A 16,686-nucleotide genomic window follows, 5' to 3' on the forward strand; every position below is an offset into this window, starting at 1 on the left:
GAGCCGGATCGCTCTTTTCCCCTGCCCTTCTTTTCCGCGACCGCGAGGTCGCGCCCGGAGTCGTTCTCGATGCAACAGCCCGCTGTCAATGTCATGGTCAAGGCGGCTCGCGCCGGCGGCAACATCCTCCTGCGGCACATGGCCCGACTGGATGCGATCGACGTGGTCGAGAAGGACCGGATGGACTTCGCCAGCGAAGTCGACCGTCTGGCCGAAGTGGAAATCGTCAAGGAACTGCGCCGCGCACAGCCGGACTACACGATCCTCGGCGAGGAAGGCGGACAGCAGAAGGGCAACCGCGGCCCCAGTCGCTACACCTGGGTGATCGATCCCCTCGACGGCACCAGCAATTACCTCCGCGGCCTGCCGCACTGGTGCGTCTCCATCGCGCTGTGCGAAGGTCCCGAGCCGCTGCACGCGGTGATCTTCGATCCGCTGCGCAACGAGTTGTTCACCGCCAGCCGCGGCAGCGGCGCCCAACTCAACGGCCGCCGCATCCGCGTGTCCGAACGCCGCGAATTGACGGGCGCGATGCTCGCGACCGGTTTCGCGCCGCGCGAGCGCAAGCGCGCCGACGCGCAGCTGGACTGCATCAAATCGCTGCTGGTGCATGCCGAAGACATCCGTCGCGGCGGCTCGGCCGCGCTGGATCTCGCGTACGTCGCCGCGGGTCGCGTCGACGGTTATTTCGAGGCCGGCGTCATGGCATGGGACATCGCCGCAGGCGTGCTGATGGTGCGCGAAGCCGGCGGCCGGGTCTCCGATTACCGCGGCGCGGCGCTCGCTCCGATGCACATCGCCACCGGCGGCCGGCAGATCGTGGCCGCCAACGTGCGCATGATCGAACCGCTGCAGCAGACCATCGTCAACACCGGCTACGCCAAGGCGTTCGACTGAGTCGGTCCGGGCGCAGTCCCCGACACGCAACGTATCCTGGTAGAGCGGCCTTCAGGCCGCTGATCCGACCCGGGAACGCGGCAGCGGCCTGAAGGCCGCTTGACCGAAAGAAAAAGGCCGCGCGATGCGCGGCCTTGGTATTTGGGTTGTGAAAAAGCCAGGCGATGTGCGGCCTTGGTATTTGGGTTGTGAAAAAGGCCGCGCGATGCGCGGCCTTTTTCGGGAACGACCCTCGGGCACTCAGGGGCGACGGGCCAGTTCGGCTTCGTCGCGCGCCTTCGGCATGAGGTCCTGTTTCGTCGCACCGAGCCACAGCAACAGCGGGCAGGCGACGAAGATCGAGGACAGCGTACCGATCAGGATGCCGATGATCTGCGATTCGGCCATGCCCTTCAGCGAACCGCCGCCGTACAGATACAGCGCCAGCACGGTGAGGAAGGCCACGAACGAGGTGATCACCGTACGCGACAGCGTCTGATTGACCGAGCGGTTCAACACTTCCTGGGGCGAGGCGCGCATGCCGCGGAAATTCTCGCGGACGCGGTCGAACACCACGATGGTGTCGTTGATCGAATATCCCATCACCGACAGGATGCCTGCGAGTACGGTGAGATCGAACTCGTGGCCGCTCAGCGCGAACCAACCCGCCACCACCACCACGTCGTGCAGGGTGGTGATGATCGCCGCCACCGCGAACTTCCATTCGAAGCGGAACGAAATGTAGATCAGGAACCCCAGGACCACGAACAGCAGCGCGTAGAGACCGTTTTCGGCGAGCTCGCGGCCGACCTGCGGGCTGATGTCCGCGCTCTTGAGCTTGCGCGCAGGGTTGCCGGGTTCGGAGGCCGCCTTGCGGACCTCCTCGGCGATGCTTGCGGTCGGGTCATCGGACTTGCCGGCCCCGTTCTTCGAGGCGGCGCCCGCCTGCAGGCGGACCAGCACTTCGTTGCCGCCGCCGAAGGTCTGGACCTGCGCGCTCTCGAAACCGGCGGCTTCGAGACGCTCGCGCACGCCGTCGACATCGACCGGCTTCTCGTAGACCAGTTCGATGCCGACGCCGCCGGTGAAGTCGAGGGCGAAATTGAACCCGCGGGTGACCATCGCGCCGATGGCGACGAACATGATGACGGCGGCCACGATCAGCGAAATCATGCGCAGGCGCATGAAGTCGATGTTGCTGTCGTAAGGGAACACGTTGAAAGGCTTCATGGATGGGGCTCCCTCAGATCGCGATGGACTGCAGCTTGCGGCGACGGCCGTAGATCAGCGTGGCGATGCCGCGCGACACCGACACTGCGGTGTAGGCCGACGTCGCGATACCGAGCATGGTGGTGACGCCGAAGCCCTTCAGCGGGCCGGTACCGAAGGCGAACATGGCCAGACCGGCGAGGAAGGCGGTGATGTTGGCGTCCAGGATCGTGCCGGAGGCGCGGTCGTAGCCGGCGGCGATCGCCGCCTGCGGAGGCAATCCCGCCCGCAACTCCTCGCGTATGCGTTCGTTGATCAGCACGTTGGCGTCCACCGACATGCCGACCGTCAGCGCGATGCCGGCGAGGCCAGGCAGGCTCATGGTCGCACCGAACAGCGACATCAGCGCGAACACCATCAGCAGATTGAGCAGCAGCGCCACGCAGGTGACGACGCCGAACATGCGGTAATAAATCAGGAAGAACGCGAGTGCGAACAGGAAGGAGAAGGCCACGGCCTTCAGGCCGCGCTCCACGTTCTCCTTGCCGAGGCTCGGGCCGACCGTGCGTTCTTCGACGAAGTCCATCGGCGCGGCCAGCGCACCGGCCTTGAGCAGCTTGGACAGTTCGTCGGCTTCCTTGCGCTCCAGACCGGTGGTCTGGAACTGCTTGCTGAAGACGCCCTGGATGGTCGCGACCGAAATCACTTCCTCGCGCAGCAGCGAGGTGCGCACTTCCTTGCCGTCGACGATGCGCACCTGCGGAATGCGCTCGATGAACACCACTGCCATCGGCTTGCCGACGTTCTCGGTGGTGAACTGCAGCATGCGCTGGCCACCGGCGGTGTTCAGCGTGACCGATACCGCAGGCAGGCCGTCGTTGTCGACGGTACTGCGCGCGTCGACCATGTCGGCGCCGGACACGATGATGCGCTTGTTCAACAGCACCGGGACCGGCTTGCCGTCCGGGCCGAGCCTGCGGCTTTCGTACAGGCGCGCGCCGGGCGGCACGTTGCCGGTCTCGCGGGCGTCGATGGGATTGCCTTCGTACACGCCGCGGTATTCGAGGGTCGCGGTGGCGCCGAGGATGCGTTTGGCGGCGGCGGTGTCCTGTACGCCGGGCAGCTGCACGAGCACGCGGTCGGCGCCCTGGCGCTGGATCACCGGCTCGGCCACGCCCAGCGAGTTGATGCGGTTGCGCAGCGTGCCCAGGTTCTGCTCGATCGCGTTGAGCGTCATCTGCCGGATCATTTCATCGGACACGGCGACGCGGATGGTGTTGCCCGAGCTTTCGAAGGAAAACGCACGTCCCGCGGTCGCCGCACCGGTATCCGCCGCCGCCGCGGCCAGCCCCTTCTGCACCAGGGTCTGCGCTTCGGCGAGGTCGCTCGTCTTGGCCAGAATGATCTCCAGCGCCTTGTCGCCGTCGCGTTCGACCGATTCGTAGGGAATGCCTTCTTCGCGCAGGGTGCCGCGGATGTCGGAGAGATAGGCTTCGAAGCGCTTGTCGACGGCCGCCTTCTTGTCCACTTCCATCAGGAAGTGCACGCCGCCCTGCAGGTCGAGACCGAGGGCCATCGGCTTGGCGCCGACCTTCGCGAACCAGGCGGGGACCGTCGATGCCCGGTTCATCGCCACCGTGTAACGGTTGCCGAGCGTATCGCGAAGGGCGTCGGCGACCTTGTTCTGGGTGTCGTCGTCGGCGGTGCGGACCAGCAGATTCTCGCCCTGGACCTCGATCGTCTTCGACTTCAGACCGGCCTTGGTCAGTGCCTGCGTGACCTGCTGCTTCAGCGCGTCGTCGACCTTCGCGCCGCGGTTGGCAGAGATCTGCACGGAGGGATCCTGCGGAAAGACGTTCGGCAGCGCATAGAACGCACTGATCAGAACGACGATCAGGATGGTGAGATATTTCCAGCGGGAATATTCGAGCATGACGAGCACCGCGTCCGGTCCTGGGACCGTCCGCATCGAGGTGGACGGGAAATCAGATCATCGAAGCCGGATCGCCGGCGACGCGACGGTCGACAGCATGGTCGCCGACGGCATGATCATCGACAGTGTGATCATCGAGCCGGATCATCACAGGGATTTCAGCGTGCCCTTGGGCAGCACGTGGCCGATGGCGCCACGCTGCACCCGCAATTGCACGTTGTCGGAAACTTCGACGGTCACGAAGTTGTCGCCGATGTCGCGGACCACGCCGGCGATGCCGCCGCTGGTGATCACCTCGTCGCCCTTGGACAACTTGTCCAGCATGGCGCGGTGTTCCTTGGCGCGCTTCATCTGCGGGCGGATCATGATGAAGTACATCACCGCGAACAGCACGACCATCATGATCGGGAACTGCCACGGATTGGGCGCTGCGGCCGGAGCGGCTTGGGCGTACGCGGGGGAAATCAGCAGATCGAGCAGGTTCATCGCGGGTCCGTATCGCAAAATAGCGGGGGATTATGCCATGCGGGCCGGCCGGCTGGCTTTCAACCCGGCCCCGGCGCCACCAGGACGGCACGAGGACGCCGCCCGACCCTCGATCCTGACCGCCAAATCAGCGAAAAGTTCAGGCGGATGAAGCGCTTGCGCCCGCCCGCGCGGCGTGGAACCCGGCCCGGAAGTCGGCGAACCGGCCGGCTTCGATGGCCGCGCGGATATCGGCCATCAGTTTCTGGTAGTACCAGAGGTTGTGCAGGGTGCCCAGCATCGGAGCGAGCATTTCGTTGCAGCGGTCGAGGTGGCGGAGGTAGGACCGGGTGAAGCCGTTGCTGCAGGCATAGCAGCCGCAGCCCTCCTCGATCGGGCGCAGGTCGCGCTCGTATTTGCTGTTGCGGATGCGCACGGTGCCGAACCCCGTGAAGTAGTGCCCGTTGCGCGCGTTGCGGGTCGGCATCACGCAATCGAACATGTCGATGCCGCGGGCCACCGCTTCGACGATGTCCTCCGGCCGGCCCACGCCCATCAGATAGCGCGGCCGATCGGCCGGCAGTTGCGGGCAGGTGTGTTCCAGCATCAGGTTGCGCTCGTGCTCGGGCTCGCCCACGGCCAGACCGCCGACCGCATAACCGTCGAAGCCGATCTGCTTCAGGCCCTCGGCCGAGCGCGTACGCAGGCCGTGATGCACCCCGCCCTGCACGATCCCGAACAGCGCCGCATCGTTGCCTTCGTGTGCCTTGCGCGAACGCTCGGCCCAGCGCAGCGACAGTTCCATCGACCTGCGCGCGACGTCCTCGGTCGCGGGATATGGCGTGCACTCGTCGAAGATCATGACGATGTCCGAGTCCAGCACCTTCTGGATGCGCATGCTTTCCTCCGGGCCGAGGAAGACCTTGCGGCCGTCGGTGGGCGCGGCGAAGGTGACGCCGGCTTCGGTGATCTTGCGTTTGTGCGCGAGCGAGAACACCTGGAAGCCGCCGGAATCGGTGAGGATCGGGCCATTCCAGCGCGCGAAGCCATGCAGGCCGCCGTTGTCGGCGATCACGTCCAGGCCCGGGCGCAGATAAAGATGAAAGGTATTGCCGAGGATGATCTCGGCGCCGAGCGCGCGGATCTGTTCCGGAAAGATGCCCTTCACCGAGCCGTAGGTGCCAACCGGCATGAACGCCGGCGTTTCCACGGTGCCGCGCGGGAACGTGAGGCGGCCGCGACGCGGCACGCCATCGCTGCCGAGCAGTTCGAAACTCATCCGCGACATGCGGAACTCCTGTGGACGAAGCGCACCGGAGACTCAGCCCGGGCGCTTGAGATGGAAGACATCGCGGGTGGTCGCATAGGCACTGCCGCCGAGACGCCCGATCAGATCGAGTTTCGCCGGATCGATGTGCCGCGCATCGCCCAGCGCCGCATCATCGATATGCGCGAGCAGCGCTTCGGCGAACACCAGATGGTGGCTGGGACGTTCTTCCGGATACGGCTGGATCGACGCGAGCGCGCATTCGAACGCGACCGCTGCGCCGGCGACCCGTGGCGGCGCCACCCGTTCGGAGGGCATCGCCGCCACGCCGCAGCGTTCGAACTCGCTCACGCCATGCGGGAAACCCGCGGCGGTGGCGTTCATCGCATCGGCCTGCGCCATCGACACCAGCTGGATCACCAGTTCGCCGCGTTCGCGCAGATTGCGCAGGGTGTCCTTCTCGCCGCCGTCGGCGCGCGCGCCGATGCTCAGCATCAGCGTCGGCGGAGCGTCGCAGACGACCTGGAAGAAGCTGAAGGGCGCGAGGTTATCGACGCCATCGGCGGAACGCGTGGACACCCACGCGATCGGTCGCGGCGTCACCGTCGCGGTCATCCAGCGATAGGCCTCGGCCGCGCCGAGCGCCGCGAAATCAAGACGCATGCGCGTCGACCTGCGGCCACAGCAGCATCGCATCGCCGTAGCTGAAGAAACGGTAGCGTTCGCGCACCGCGTGCGCGTAGGCCTCGAACACCCGATCCCTGCCGGCGAAGGCCGACACCAGCATCAACAGGGTGCTTTCCGGCAGATGGAAGTTGGTGACCATCGCGTCGACGCTGCGGATGCGGTAGCCCGGGAAAATGAAGATCCGGGTTTCGCCCGAGAATGGCTGCAGCTCGCTGCTGCCGTCGTCGAGCCGGCGCATCGCGCTTTCGAGCGCGCGCACCACCGTGGTGCCGACCGCGATCACACGCCCGCCGCGCTCGCGCGTGCGCCGCACCTGCGCGATCAGTTCGGCGCCGACGTTCAGCCATTCGCTGTGCATGCGGTGTTCGCGCACGTCCTCGGCGCGCATCGGCTGGAAGGTGCCTGCGCCGACGTGCAGGGTGATGTGGCCGAACTCGACGCCGCGGGCGCGCAGCGCGTCGAGCAGCGCTTCGTCGAAATGCAGCCCGGCGGTCGGCGCCGCGACCGCGCCGACTTCCTTCGCGAACACGGTCTGGTAGCGCTCGGCATCGTCGGCGCCGGGTTCGCGTTGGATGTACGGCGGCAACGGCAAGCGACCGGCGTGCAACAGCCAACTTTCGAGGTTGTCGTCGAGATGGAAACGCAGGTGATAGAACTCGCCCTCGCGGCCGAGCACCTCGGCTTCGCCGCCGGCATCGAGGGCGATCCGGCTGCCGGCCTTCGGCGATTTGCTGGCGCCGACCTGGGCCCGCGCTTCATTGCCCGGCAGCAGGCGCTCGATCAGGATCTCGACCCGGCCGCCGGTGGCCTTCTGGCCGAACAAGCGCGCCGGAATCACCCGGGTGTCGTTGAAGATCAGCAGGTCGCCGGGCTGCAGCAGCGACGGCAGATCGCGCATCGCGCGGTCGTCCAGCGCCACGGGCGCCGGCGGCACCACCAGCAGGCGGCTGGCGGAGCGCTCGGGCAGCGGGGTCTGCGCGATCAGCGCGGTCGGCAGCTCGAAATGGAAGTCTGATTTCTTCATCGCGGAGAACCGGTGGGGCGCGCATTGTAGCCGCCGCCGGGCATCGCACCGCTCAGAGCACCTGCCCCAGCAACTGCGGGAAGACCTTGCCCACCTTGCCCAGCAGGTAGTCGCCGTAGCTGCCGTCGAACGGCGCCAGCACGCTGCTGCCGTCCCAGCGGTCCGCGCGATCCGCCGCGACCCGGGCGGGATCGATCCGCGCGTGCTGCGGCAACGGCGTGACCCGCGCGGTGAAATCCGGGTCGAAGAACAGCGGAAAGGAGAACCGCTCGCGCCCGCCGGCGTTCCGCACCCGATGCGGGGTGGACCGGTATTGGCCGCCGGTCAGGCGGTCGAGCATGTCGCCGAGGTTGCAGACCAGGGTGTCGGGCAGCGGCGGCGCCTCGATCCAGCCGCCCTGCGTGCGCACCTGCAGGCCCGGCACGTCGTCCTGCAGCAGCAGGGTCAGCAGGCCGTAGTCGGTGTGCTCGCCCACGCCCCAGCCGTCCTCGCCGCCCGGTTGCGGCGGATAGCGGAAGATCCGGAACAGCACGGTCGGGTCGGCGGTGTAATGCCGGCGGAACCAGTCCGCCTCCAGCCCCAGGCTCAGGGCGATCCCCTCCAGCACGGCCTGCGCCGCGGCACAGGCGGCGGTCATGTAATCCAGCACCGTGCGGCGCAGCCCGGCGGGATGTTCCGGCCACAGATTGGCCCCGTGCAGCGGCCAGCCGGCCCTTACCCGCGGGTCGTCCGGGGGCAGTTCGGTGCCCAGATACAGCCCTTCCTTCAGATCGGGCCGGCCGCTGGTGAGTTCGGCCCCGACCGGGAAATAGCCGCGCCAGGCGCGCCCGCCCCGCGACATCGCGATCCGCATCTTCGCTTCGTCGGGCTGCGCGAAGAATGTACGACTGGCGTCCCGCAGCGCCGCCTGCAGCGCCGGATCGATGCCGTGGCCCGCGATGTAGAAGAACCCGTGCCCGCGGCAGGCTTCGCCGATCCGCTCGGCCACGCGCCGACGGCCCTCGCCATCCCCGGGATCGCGCAGCGGGGCGATGTCGATGACCGGCAGCGCGTCGTGGGCCATGGCCGGCGTCAGCGTTCGAACTTGGTCGACAGCACGATCGAGGAGGTGGTGCGCTCCACGCCGTCGATCGCACCGATGCGGTCGGTCAGCACGTCCATGTCGCTGACCGCCGGCACCGCGCCGATCGCGATCAGATCGTGAGAGCCGCTGATCGAATGCAGGGAACGCAGTTCCGGCATCGCCCGCAGCGCGGCGACCACCGAGGTCATCTGCTTGGGATGCACCGCGACCATGATGTGGGCGCGGACATGCCCGCGTTCGTAGTCGTCGTGAACGCGGACGGTGTAGCCGCTGATCACCCCTTCCCGTTCCAGCCGCTCGATCCGGCTCTGCACCGTGGTCCGCGACAGGCCCAGCCGGCGCGCGATCAGCGCGGTCGAGGCGCGGGCGTTCTCGCGCAACAGTGAGAGCAACTGCTGGTCGGTCTCGGTGAGCTTCACTGCGGCGTCCGGATTCGTCGAATCGACGAAATATCCATGAAATTCGCACAGATCACAACTGTCAAACGACAGGTGAATCGCGATAATAGGCCTTTCGACGTTTCCTGCCGGAGGCCTGCCATGGCTTTGCTCGACACCCTCGCCCCCCTCCGCGCCCACGCCGGCGCCCGCCGGACCCAGGGTCTGGACGACGCCACGATCCTCAAGTTCGCGGCCACTCATCCCGATCTGGTCGAGGCCATCCAGGCCGCCGGCGCCGAATACGCGGCGATCCGCGAAGAATTCGCCGAGCTGCTGGACCTGGACGAAACCGCGCAGACCCTCGCCGTGCAGGCCGGCTTCGTCAATTTCTATTCCAACGACACCGTGAACCCGTACGTGGCCCTCGCCGCCCGCGGTCCGTGGATCGTCACCCTCAAGGGCGCGGTCCTGCACGACTCCGGCGGCTACGGCATGCTCGGTTTCGGCCACGCCCCGCAGGCGGTCATCGACGCCATGGCCAAGCCGCAGGCGATGGCCAACATCATGACCCCGAACCTCTCGCAGTTGCGCTTCGACCGCGCGATGCGCGCCGAGGTCGGCCACAGCATCGGCGGCTGCCCGTATTCGAAATTCCTGTGCCTGAACTCGGGCTCGGAATCGGTCTCGCTGGCCGGACGCATCGCCGACGTCAACACCAAACTGATGACCGACCCGGACGCGCCGCACGCCGGCCGCAAGATCAAACGCATCTCGGTGAAGGGCAGCTTCCACGGCCGCACCGAGCTGCCCGCGCTGTACTCGGATTCCTCGCGCAAGACCTATGCCGCGCACCTCGGCAGCTATCAGCACCACGCCGCCCAGGCCATCACCATCGACCCCTACAGCATCGAACAGCTGGAACAGGCGTTCGCCGACGCCGAGCGCGAAGGCTGGCACATCGAAGCGATGTTCCTGGAGCCGGTGATGGGCGAAGGCGACCCCGGTCGCGCCGTGCCGCGCGCGTTCTACGACGCCGCCCGTCGCCTGACCAAGGCCCACGGCACGCTGCTGCTGGTCGATTCGATCCAGGCCGGCCTGCGCGCCCACGGCGTGCTGTCGATCGTCGACTATCCCGGCTTCGAAGGCATCGAAGCGCCGGACATGGAAACCTATTCGAAGGCGCTCAACGCCGCGCAGTACCCGCTGTCGGTGCTGGCCGTGAACGAGCGCGCCGCGGGCCTGTATCGCAAGGGCACCTACGGCAACACCATGACCACCAACCCGCGCGCGCTGGACGTGGCCTGCGCGGTGCTGGGCCAGCTCACGCCCGCGCTGCGCGCGAACATCCGCGACAAGGGTCGCGAAGCGGTCTCGAAGCTCGAAGCGCTGAAGGCCGAGCTGTCGGGCCTGATCACCAAGGTCCAGGGCACCGGTCTGCTGTTCTCCTGCGAACTCTCGCCCGAATTCAAGGGCTACGGCACCGGTTCCACCGAGGAATGGCTGCGCGAACACGGCATCGGCGTGATCCACGGCGGCGAGAATTCGCTGCGTTTCACCCCGGGCTTCAACATCCGGTCGGACGAACTCGATCTGCTGATCGGCATGGTCAAGCGCGCGCTGCTGGAAGGCCCGCGCGTGGCGCAGGCCGCGGCGGCCTGAGGCGCCTCGACGGTAGCATGCAAAAAAGCCGGGCTTGCCCGGCTTTTTTTGCGATTCCCGGAGCGGATATCCCGACGTTCCGCACTTTTCGACATTCAAGAAGCGGAAACGCTGTCATCCTCGCGCAAGCGAGGACCCAAGCGACAGTCGCGCTCACACATGGATCCTCGCTTGCGCGAGGATGACGCTGTTTTCCCTGCAATCAACGCAGATACGCACTCGGAATTTCAAACCACCAGCAGCTTCCTGAGGTCGTCCAGACCGCCGTTGAAGCGATCCAGATCCACCGCACCGCTCACGCCGGCGACACTGCCGCTCTGCGAGTACTGCCAGAACGTCCACGCGCTCCAGTCGGGTGGCATCCGCGGCGCCGGTGCCGAGGTGTACTCGGCCAGCCACAGCGGATACGCGGAAAACCCCTTCAGATATTGGCTGGCGAAATTCTGGCCGGAATACAGGATCGGCTTGACCGCGTAACGGCCTTCGATCAGCGACAGGAACTGCTGCAACTGCTGATCCATGCCGGGCAGGCTGTTCTGCGCCAGCACTTCGATGTCGACCACCGGCGGCAGATCGCCCGGCTTCAGATCGAGATGCCCCGACAGATTGTCGAACTGCGACTGCGCGTCGTGATCGGTGGCGTAGAAGTGATAGCTGCCGGCGTACAGCCCCGCGGCGCGCGCGCCGGCGATGTTGCGCGCGTAATCCGGATCGACGCCGGTGGCGCCCTGGCTGACCTTGACGAAGACGTAGGTGTTGCCGGCAGCCTTGATCTTCGCGAAATCCACGGCCCCTTGCCATTTCGACAGATCCACGCCGATGACGGCGGGCGATGCGGTGTCGTTCATGCGGCGGTCCCTCCCCTGCGATGACGGTGACGCACTGTAGCGCAGACCGGCTTGCGCGCGGGCGCGCGATGCCCTGTACTGACGGCATCACCCGTCGTCACGCACGCCCATGAAGATCGTCGAAGTCCATCACCCGCTGGTCCGTCACAAACTCGGTCTGCTGCGCGAGGCGTCGACCGCACCGGCACTGTTCCGGCAGGTGGTCGGCGAGATCGCCACCCTGCTCGCCTACGAAGCCACCGCCGATCTGCCGCTGGACGACACCGGCATCGAGACCTGGGCCGGGCCGCTGACGGTCGGCCGCTGCGATCAGTCGCGGATCACGCTGGTGCCGATCCTGCGCGCGGGCCTCGGCTTCCTGCCCGGCGTGCAGGTGCTGCTGCCATCGGCGCCGGTGAGCGTCATCGGCCTGCGCCGCGACGAACGGACCCTGCAGCCGCACGCGTATTACCAGCGTTTCGTCGAAGACATCGCCGGCCGCACCGCGCTGTTGATCGACCCGATGCTGGCCACCGCCGGCAGCGCCATCGCCGCGATCGACGCGCTGAAGGCCGCGGGCGTGACCCGGGTGAAGGCGATCTTTCTGGTCTCCGCGCCGGAAGGCCTGCGCGCGCTGGAAGCGAGACATCCCGACACCGAGGTGTGGACCGCGGCCATCGACGAACGCCTCAACGACCACGGCTACATCCTGCCCGGCCTGGGCGACGCCGGCGACCGGATCTTCGGCACGCCGGCCTGACGTTCTGGCGCAGCGTCCGTCAGCGGGCGATCACCGACGATCGGGGTGTCAGGTCGTCGCGACGAGGAGAACGCCGGCGCCGGCCATGCCGGCCAGCACCAGCCAGGTCAGGACCGTGCCCCAGAACCGGCCGAAGGACACGCCCGAGCGCTGCGACAAGCCGAAGGCATGCAGTCCGCGCGCGAGCAGCAGGGTCGCGCCGAACGTCCACAGCCAGATCGCGCCGAGACCGGCGAGTTCCAGCAGCGCCAGCATCAACAGCGCCACCGGGACGTATTCGACGAAATTGCCGTGCGCGCGCATCTTGCGCAGCAGATGTTTGTCTCCGCCATCGCCGATGCCGATCTTGTGCGAACGCCGGTGGAACACCACGCGCGCCGCGAGCAACAGCATCATCAGCACGTGCAGCGACGCGAACAGCAGGGCGATTCTGGGCATGGGGATCCGCGGACGTGGGAAGCGGCGCTCAGGATGCCATGCGCAGCGCGCCGTCCCAAGCCAGGACCCGCCCGATCAGCGGCAGGCGGACGGCGACATCGAAACGATACGCGTCGCCGTCGACGCGCTTGCCGGCATCGACATGCGGTGCCAGCCATGCCGGCACGGTCATGCCCCGCCATCGACATGCGCGCTGCCGCCAGCGCCAGCCGCCGTCGACGGGATCGACGCCGAGCTCCAGCGCGAGCGCGCCGGAGGATTCGCACCAGTGACCGTCGGGCCAATGGCCCACCGGCCGGAACAGCGACACCACCTCCGGCCCGTCGTCGAAGCGACGCGACCAGCGCAGGCCGTCGGCGACATGGCTGATGTCGACGATGAGCATATGCGTGCGCTTCGCGGGATCGATGCCCAGCCGGCGCAGCACGAACCGCCCGAGCAGGCCGCCGAGGCCGCGACCGGTCTCGAACGCGACCGGGCCGCTCAGCCGCCCGCCTTCGCGGTGCAGCGCCTGCAATCGGGGATGCAGCCGCGCGAAGGCGTCGCCGAACCAGCGTTCGGCTGCCGACAGGGCCGCGGAAGAGGCCGCGGCCTCCGCGCTCACGCCGCCAGCGTCCGCGCCAGCAGCGCCGGGGTTTCGTGGGCGGTGCCGAAACGGCCCTTGTCGTCGCGCACCACCTGCGCGAGCGCGCAGCCGGGGTCGTGAGTGAAGAACAGATGCACGTTGCGCGCGAGCTTGTCTTCGAGGAATTCGCGCTTCTCGTCGATCAGCAGTTCGGCGTTGCGGTCGTAGCCCATGGTGATCGGCACGTGCACCCACGGCCGGCCCGGAATCAGGTCGGCGCAGAACACCACGCCGCCGTGCGCCTCGCCGCCGACGCGTTCGGGTCCGACGATTTCCGCCAGCATCAGCCCCGGCGTGTGGCCATCACTGAACTCGAAACGCACGCTGTCGCCGAGCACCGCGCTGTGCGCGCCGTCGACGATCTCCAGCCGGCCGCTGGCTTCGAGCAGCGCCGGCAATTCCGGGATGAAGCTGGCGCGATCGCGCGGATGCGGGTCGCGCGCGCGATCCCAGCAAGCCGCGCTGACCACGAAGGTCGCGTTCGGAAACAGCAGTTCGGGCGGATGGCCTTCGCGCCACGGCGCGAGCAGGCCGCCGGCATGATCGAAATGCAGATGCGACAGCACCACGACATCGACGTCCTCGTGGGCGAAACCGGCGGCGGCCAGCGAATCGAGCAGCACGTGCCGATCTTCGACCACGCCGTAGCGCTCGCGCAGCTTCGGCTCGAAGAACGCGCCGATGCCGGTCTCGAACAGCACGGTCTTGCCGTTGAGCGGACTCGCGAGCAGCGCGCGGCAGGCCAGCGCGATGCGATTGTGGGCGTCGGGCGGCGACCACTTCTCCCAGACAGCGCGCGGCGCGTTGCCGAACATCGCGCCGCCGTCGAGCTTCTGCGAATTGCCGAGGATGGACCAGAGTTTCATGCGTCTTCTTCCCGTGATGTCTGCGCGGAATGGCCGCGCTCTGCGAGGTACCGGTGTTCGATGCAGGCTTCTTCCTTCACGAACACCCGGGCCGTGCCGGTTTCCCGGAAGCCCGCCGCCACCAGCATGCGCCTGCACGGCAGGTTGCGCGCATCGGCGTTGGCATGGACGCGAGCCACCGCGGGATCGGCGAACAGCATGGCCAGCGCGGCGCGCATGGCGTTGCGGCCGATACCGCGTCCCTGCGATGCCGGCGTGACGCTGATGCCCAGTTCCGCTTCGGTGCGGTCGGGCGACCGCCACACGCCCAGATCGCCCAGCAGGGCGTCGGTCGTCACATCGGCGATCGCGAGCTGGAACCACACGCCCGCGGCGTCGGGATCGCCCTTCGCGGCGTGTTCGTGGAGAAAGGCCCGCGCCCGCGCCTCGTCCATCGGCCACCAGCCCTGGTAGCGCGCGACCTGCGGGTCGCTGCGATAGGCGAGGAAGCGCGCGAGGTCGTCGTCGCGCAGCGCGCGCAGGCGAACCTCGCCCACGCACAGCGGCAGCCGGACGGCCGCGGCGTTCACGGCGACGGCGACGGCGTCCCGGCGGCAGGCTCGATCAGCGCCTTGCCCACCGGATTGCGGGGGTCGCTGCCGCCGTGGAGGGTGTTGTCGCGACGGTTCCATTCCACCGTCTGCAAATTGCCCCAACTGTCGCTGGAACGACGGCCGTCGGCGGCGTCCTTCGGCGTGATCACGGTGTGGCCCATCGCGCGCAACGCGGCGATCACGTCGTCCGGCAGCGCGTCGCGCTCGGTGCCGATGGCGTCGGGCATCCACTGGTGGTGATAGCGCGGCAGCGCCGCGACCGCCTGCGCATCGAGGCCATCGGCATAGCCCAGCGCCCCCAGCAGGACCATGGTGATGATGCGGCTGCCGCCGGGCGTGCCCAGCACCGCGACGCGATCCGGCGAGATCATGAAGGTCGGCGTCATCGAGCTGAGCATGCGCTTGCCCGGTTTCGGCGCATTGGCGTCGTAGCCCATCACCCCGAACGCGTTCGGGGTGCCCGGCTTCAGCGCGAAATCGTCCATCTCGTTGTTGAGCAGCACGCCGGTGCCGGGCGGAATCAGGCCGGAACCGAACAGCAGGTTCACGGTCTGGGTGCCGGCGACCAGGTTGCCCTCGGTATCGATGATCGAGAAATGCGTGGTCTCGTCGTCTTCCAGCGGCGTCGCTTCGCCCGACAGCAGATCGCTGGGCGTGGCCTTGCGCGGATGGATGGTGGAACGCTGGCCGGCGGCATAGTCGGCGCTGGTCAGCGCGCGCACCGGCACCTTCACGAAGTCGGGATCGCCGAGATAGAAGGTGCGATCGCGGAACGCGCGACGCATCGCTTCGACGGTCAGATGCACGCGCTCGGCCTGCGGCAGCTTCGCCAGATCCCAGGGTTCCAGCATCTGCAGCATCTGTGCCAGCGCCACGCCGCCGGAGGACGGCGGTGGCGCGGTGATCACCTGCCAGCCGTCGTATTCGAAACGGATCGGTTCGCGCTCGCGGATGCGATAACCGGCCAGTTCGTCGGCGGTCCACTGCCCGCCCTCGGCGCGCACGCCGGCCAGCAGTTTCTTCGCGACCGGGCCGCGGTAGAAACCGTCGAAACCCTTGTCCGCCAGCAGTTCCAGCGTCCGCGCCAGATCCGGCTGCACCAGCCGTTCGCCTTCTTCCGGGGCATCGCCATCGGCGAGGAACACGCCGCGGGTGCCCGTGTAGCGCTCCATCACGTCGCGACGGCTCTCGTAGCCCTTCGCCAGTCGCGCGTAGACCGGAAACCCTTCGCGAGCGATGCGGATCGCCGGCGCCAGCGAGGTCTTCAGCGGCAACCGCCCGTACTGCGTGGCCATGTGCACCAGCCCGGCCGGCAGGCCGGGAATGCCCGCGGACCACGGGCCGTTGGTGGCGCGGTCGCGGTTGAACTCGCCCTTCTCGTCGAGATAGGCCGCGGGCGTGGCCGCGGCCGGCGCGGTCTCGCGCGCGTCGATGAAGATGTCCCTGCCGCTCTTCGCATCGTGCAGCAGGAAAAAACCGCCGCCGCCGATGCCGGAGGAAATCGGTTCGACCACCGAAAGCACCGACGACACCGCGACCGCGGCGTCGAAGGCGTTGCCGCCCTGGCGCAGGATCTCCAGCCCGGCCTCGCTGGCGAGCGCATGCGCGCTGGCGACGGCGGCGCCGGGCGGATGCGCCGGCCGCGGTGCGTCCGCGCCAAGTGCCGTCGTGGCGCTGGCCAACACGGCGATGAAAATCAGTGCGAAGCGATGTCGGATCGTCATGCGTCTTGCTCCTGCAGCCGTGCCAGCTTCGCCAGCAGGGCGTCGTGCGATTCCGGGAACGCGGGATCCGGGTCGATGCATTCGACCGGGCAGACCACCACGCACTGCGGTTCGTCGTAATGGCCGACGCATTCGGTGCAGCGCGCCGGATCGATCACGTAGATGGTTTCGCCCTGCGAGATCGCGCGGTTCGGACAGGCCGGCTCGCAGACGTCGCAATTGATGCAGAGCGCGTTGATGATCAGCGACATGCGGAACCCGCAGCGTCG

Annotated in this window: 18 protein-coding genes; 3 read left to right on the forward strand and 15 right to left on the reverse strand. The window is 67.8% G+C overall.

Going from position 1 to position 16,686, the window contains the following annotated elements; all coding sequences use genetic code 11:
* The first annotated feature begins 69 nt into the window (after positions 1-69).
* Positions 70-897 carry an inositol monophosphatase family protein gene (locus tag ABD974_RS01415; protein WP_345301482.1) on the forward strand — a complete coding sequence of 276 codons (828 nt, stop codon included), beginning with the start codon at positions 70-72 and terminating at the stop codon, positions 895-897.
* Between the two features lie 240 nt (positions 898-1,137).
* On the opposite strand, the gene secF is transcribed toward ABD974_RS01415, so the two are convergent.
* The 8 genes from secF to ABD974_RS01455 form a co-directional block, all read right to left on the reverse strand.
* The gene (secF, locus tag ABD974_RS01420; protein WP_345301483.1) at positions 1,138-2,106 is read right to left on the reverse strand and encodes a protein translocase subunit SecF; all 969 of its coding nucleotides are present in this window, start codon (positions 2,104-2,106) and stop codon (positions 1,138-1,140) included.
* A gap of 13 nt (positions 2,107-2,119) precedes the next feature.
* The gene (gene secD / locus ABD974_RS01425) at positions 2,120-4,018 is read right to left on the reverse strand and encodes a protein translocase subunit SecD (RefSeq protein WP_345301484.1); all 1,899 of its coding nucleotides are present in this window, start codon (positions 4,016-4,018) and stop codon (positions 2,120-2,122) included.
* A 147-nt stretch (positions 4,019-4,165) separates the two neighbouring features.
* Positions 4,166-4,504, reverse strand: a complete 339-nt coding sequence (yajC, locus tag ABD974_RS01430) for a preprotein translocase subunit YajC (RefSeq protein ID WP_345301485.1) — start codon at positions 4,502-4,504, stop codon at positions 4,166-4,168.
* 139 nt (positions 4,505-4,643) lie between these two features.
* A complete protein-coding gene (gene tgt / locus ABD974_RS01435; protein ID WP_345301486.1) occupies positions 4,644-5,771 on the reverse strand; it encodes a tRNA guanosine(34) transglycosylase Tgt in 1,128 nt (375 codons plus the stop codon).
* A gap of 33 nt (positions 5,772-5,804) precedes the next feature.
* Positions 5,805-6,413, reverse strand: coding sequence for a flavin reductase family protein (locus ABD974_RS01440; RefSeq protein WP_345301487.1), 609 nt, complete (start codon positions 6,411-6,413; stop codon positions 5,805-5,807).
* Positions 6,403-7,461: a tRNA preQ1(34) S-adenosylmethionine ribosyltransferase-isomerase QueA gene (gene queA, locus ABD974_RS01445; protein WP_345301488.1), complete on the reverse strand. Its 1,059-nt coding sequence runs from the start codon at positions 7,459-7,461 to the stop codon at positions 6,403-6,405. The genes ABD974_RS01440 and queA overlap by 11 nt, the downstream gene beginning before the upstream one ends.
* Positions 7,462-7,513: 52 nt before the next feature.
* Complete coding sequence (locus ABD974_RS01450; RefSeq protein WP_345301489.1) at positions 7,514-8,524, reverse strand: isopenicillin N synthase family dioxygenase; 1,011 nt, start codon at positions 8,522-8,524, stop codon at positions 7,514-7,516.
* Between the two features lie 8 nt (positions 8,525-8,532).
* On the reverse strand, positions 8,533-8,964 hold the full coding sequence (locus ABD974_RS01455; protein ID WP_345301490.1) for an Lrp/AsnC family transcriptional regulator: 432 nt from the start codon (positions 8,962-8,964) through the stop codon (positions 8,533-8,535).
* 120 nt (positions 8,965-9,084) lie between these two features.
* Here ABD974_RS01455 and ABD974_RS01460 point away from each other — a divergent pair, with 120 nt between their 5' ends.
* On the forward strand, positions 9,085-10,584 hold the full coding sequence (locus ABD974_RS01460) for an aminotransferase class III-fold pyridoxal phosphate-dependent enzyme (protein WP_345301491.1): 1,500 nt from the start codon (positions 9,085-9,087) through the stop codon (positions 10,582-10,584).
* A 227-nt stretch (positions 10,585-10,811) separates the two neighbouring features.
* On the opposite strand, the gene ABD974_RS01465 is transcribed toward ABD974_RS01460, so the two are convergent.
* Positions 10,812-11,432 carry a glycoside hydrolase family 25 protein gene (locus tag ABD974_RS01465; protein ID WP_345301492.1) on the reverse strand — a complete coding sequence of 207 codons (621 nt, stop codon included), beginning with the start codon at positions 11,430-11,432 and terminating at the stop codon, positions 10,812-10,814.
* Between the two features lie 109 nt (positions 11,433-11,541).
* On the opposite strand from ABD974_RS01465, the gene upp reads away from it, so the two are divergent.
* Positions 11,542-12,171, forward strand: a complete 630-nt coding sequence (gene upp / locus ABD974_RS01470) for a uracil phosphoribosyltransferase (RefSeq protein WP_345301493.1) — start codon at positions 11,542-11,544, stop codon at positions 12,169-12,171.
* 48 nt (positions 12,172-12,219) lie between these two features.
* On the opposite strand, the gene ABD974_RS01475 is transcribed toward upp, so the two are convergent.
* The 6 genes from ABD974_RS01475 to ABD974_RS01500 are packed head-to-tail and all read right to left on the reverse strand — an operon-like array spanning position 12,220 to position 16,668.
* Positions 12,220-12,609, reverse strand: coding sequence for an MAPEG family protein (locus tag ABD974_RS01475; protein WP_345301494.1), 390 nt, complete (start codon positions 12,607-12,609; stop codon positions 12,220-12,222).
* A gap of 28 nt (positions 12,610-12,637) precedes the next feature.
* Positions 12,638-13,213: a DUF4166 domain-containing protein gene (locus ABD974_RS01480; RefSeq protein WP_345301495.1), complete on the reverse strand. Its 576-nt coding sequence runs from the start codon at positions 13,211-13,213 to the stop codon at positions 12,638-12,640.
* On the reverse strand, positions 13,210-14,100 hold the full coding sequence (locus tag ABD974_RS01485) for an MBL fold metallo-hydrolase (RefSeq protein WP_345301496.1): 891 nt from the start codon (positions 14,098-14,100) through the stop codon (positions 13,210-13,212). Before ABD974_RS01485 ends, ABD974_RS01480 begins: the two co-directional genes overlap by 4 nt.
* Positions 14,097-14,669: a GNAT family N-acetyltransferase gene (locus ABD974_RS01490; RefSeq protein WP_345301497.1), complete on the reverse strand. Its 573-nt coding sequence runs from the start codon at positions 14,667-14,669 to the stop codon at positions 14,097-14,099. The genes ABD974_RS01485 and ABD974_RS01490 overlap by 4 nt, the downstream gene beginning before the upstream one ends.
* A complete protein-coding gene (gene ggt, locus ABD974_RS01495; RefSeq protein WP_345301498.1) occupies positions 14,666-16,417 on the reverse strand; it encodes a gamma-glutamyltransferase in 1,752 nt (583 codons plus the stop codon). The genes ABD974_RS01490 and ggt overlap by 4 nt, the downstream gene beginning before the upstream one ends.
* On the reverse strand, positions 16,414-16,668 hold the full coding sequence (locus ABD974_RS01500) for a YfhL family 4Fe-4S dicluster ferredoxin (protein ID WP_345301499.1): 255 nt from the start codon (positions 16,666-16,668) through the stop codon (positions 16,414-16,416). The genes ggt and ABD974_RS01500 overlap by 4 nt, the downstream gene beginning before the upstream one ends.
* Between the last annotated feature and the right edge of the window lie 18 nt (positions 16,669-16,686).

Source organism: Lysobacter hankyongensis (assembly GCF_039543145.1).
Classification (GTDB): domain Bacteria; phylum Pseudomonadota; class Gammaproteobacteria; order Xanthomonadales; family Xanthomonadaceae; genus Lysobacter_I; species Lysobacter_I hankyongensis.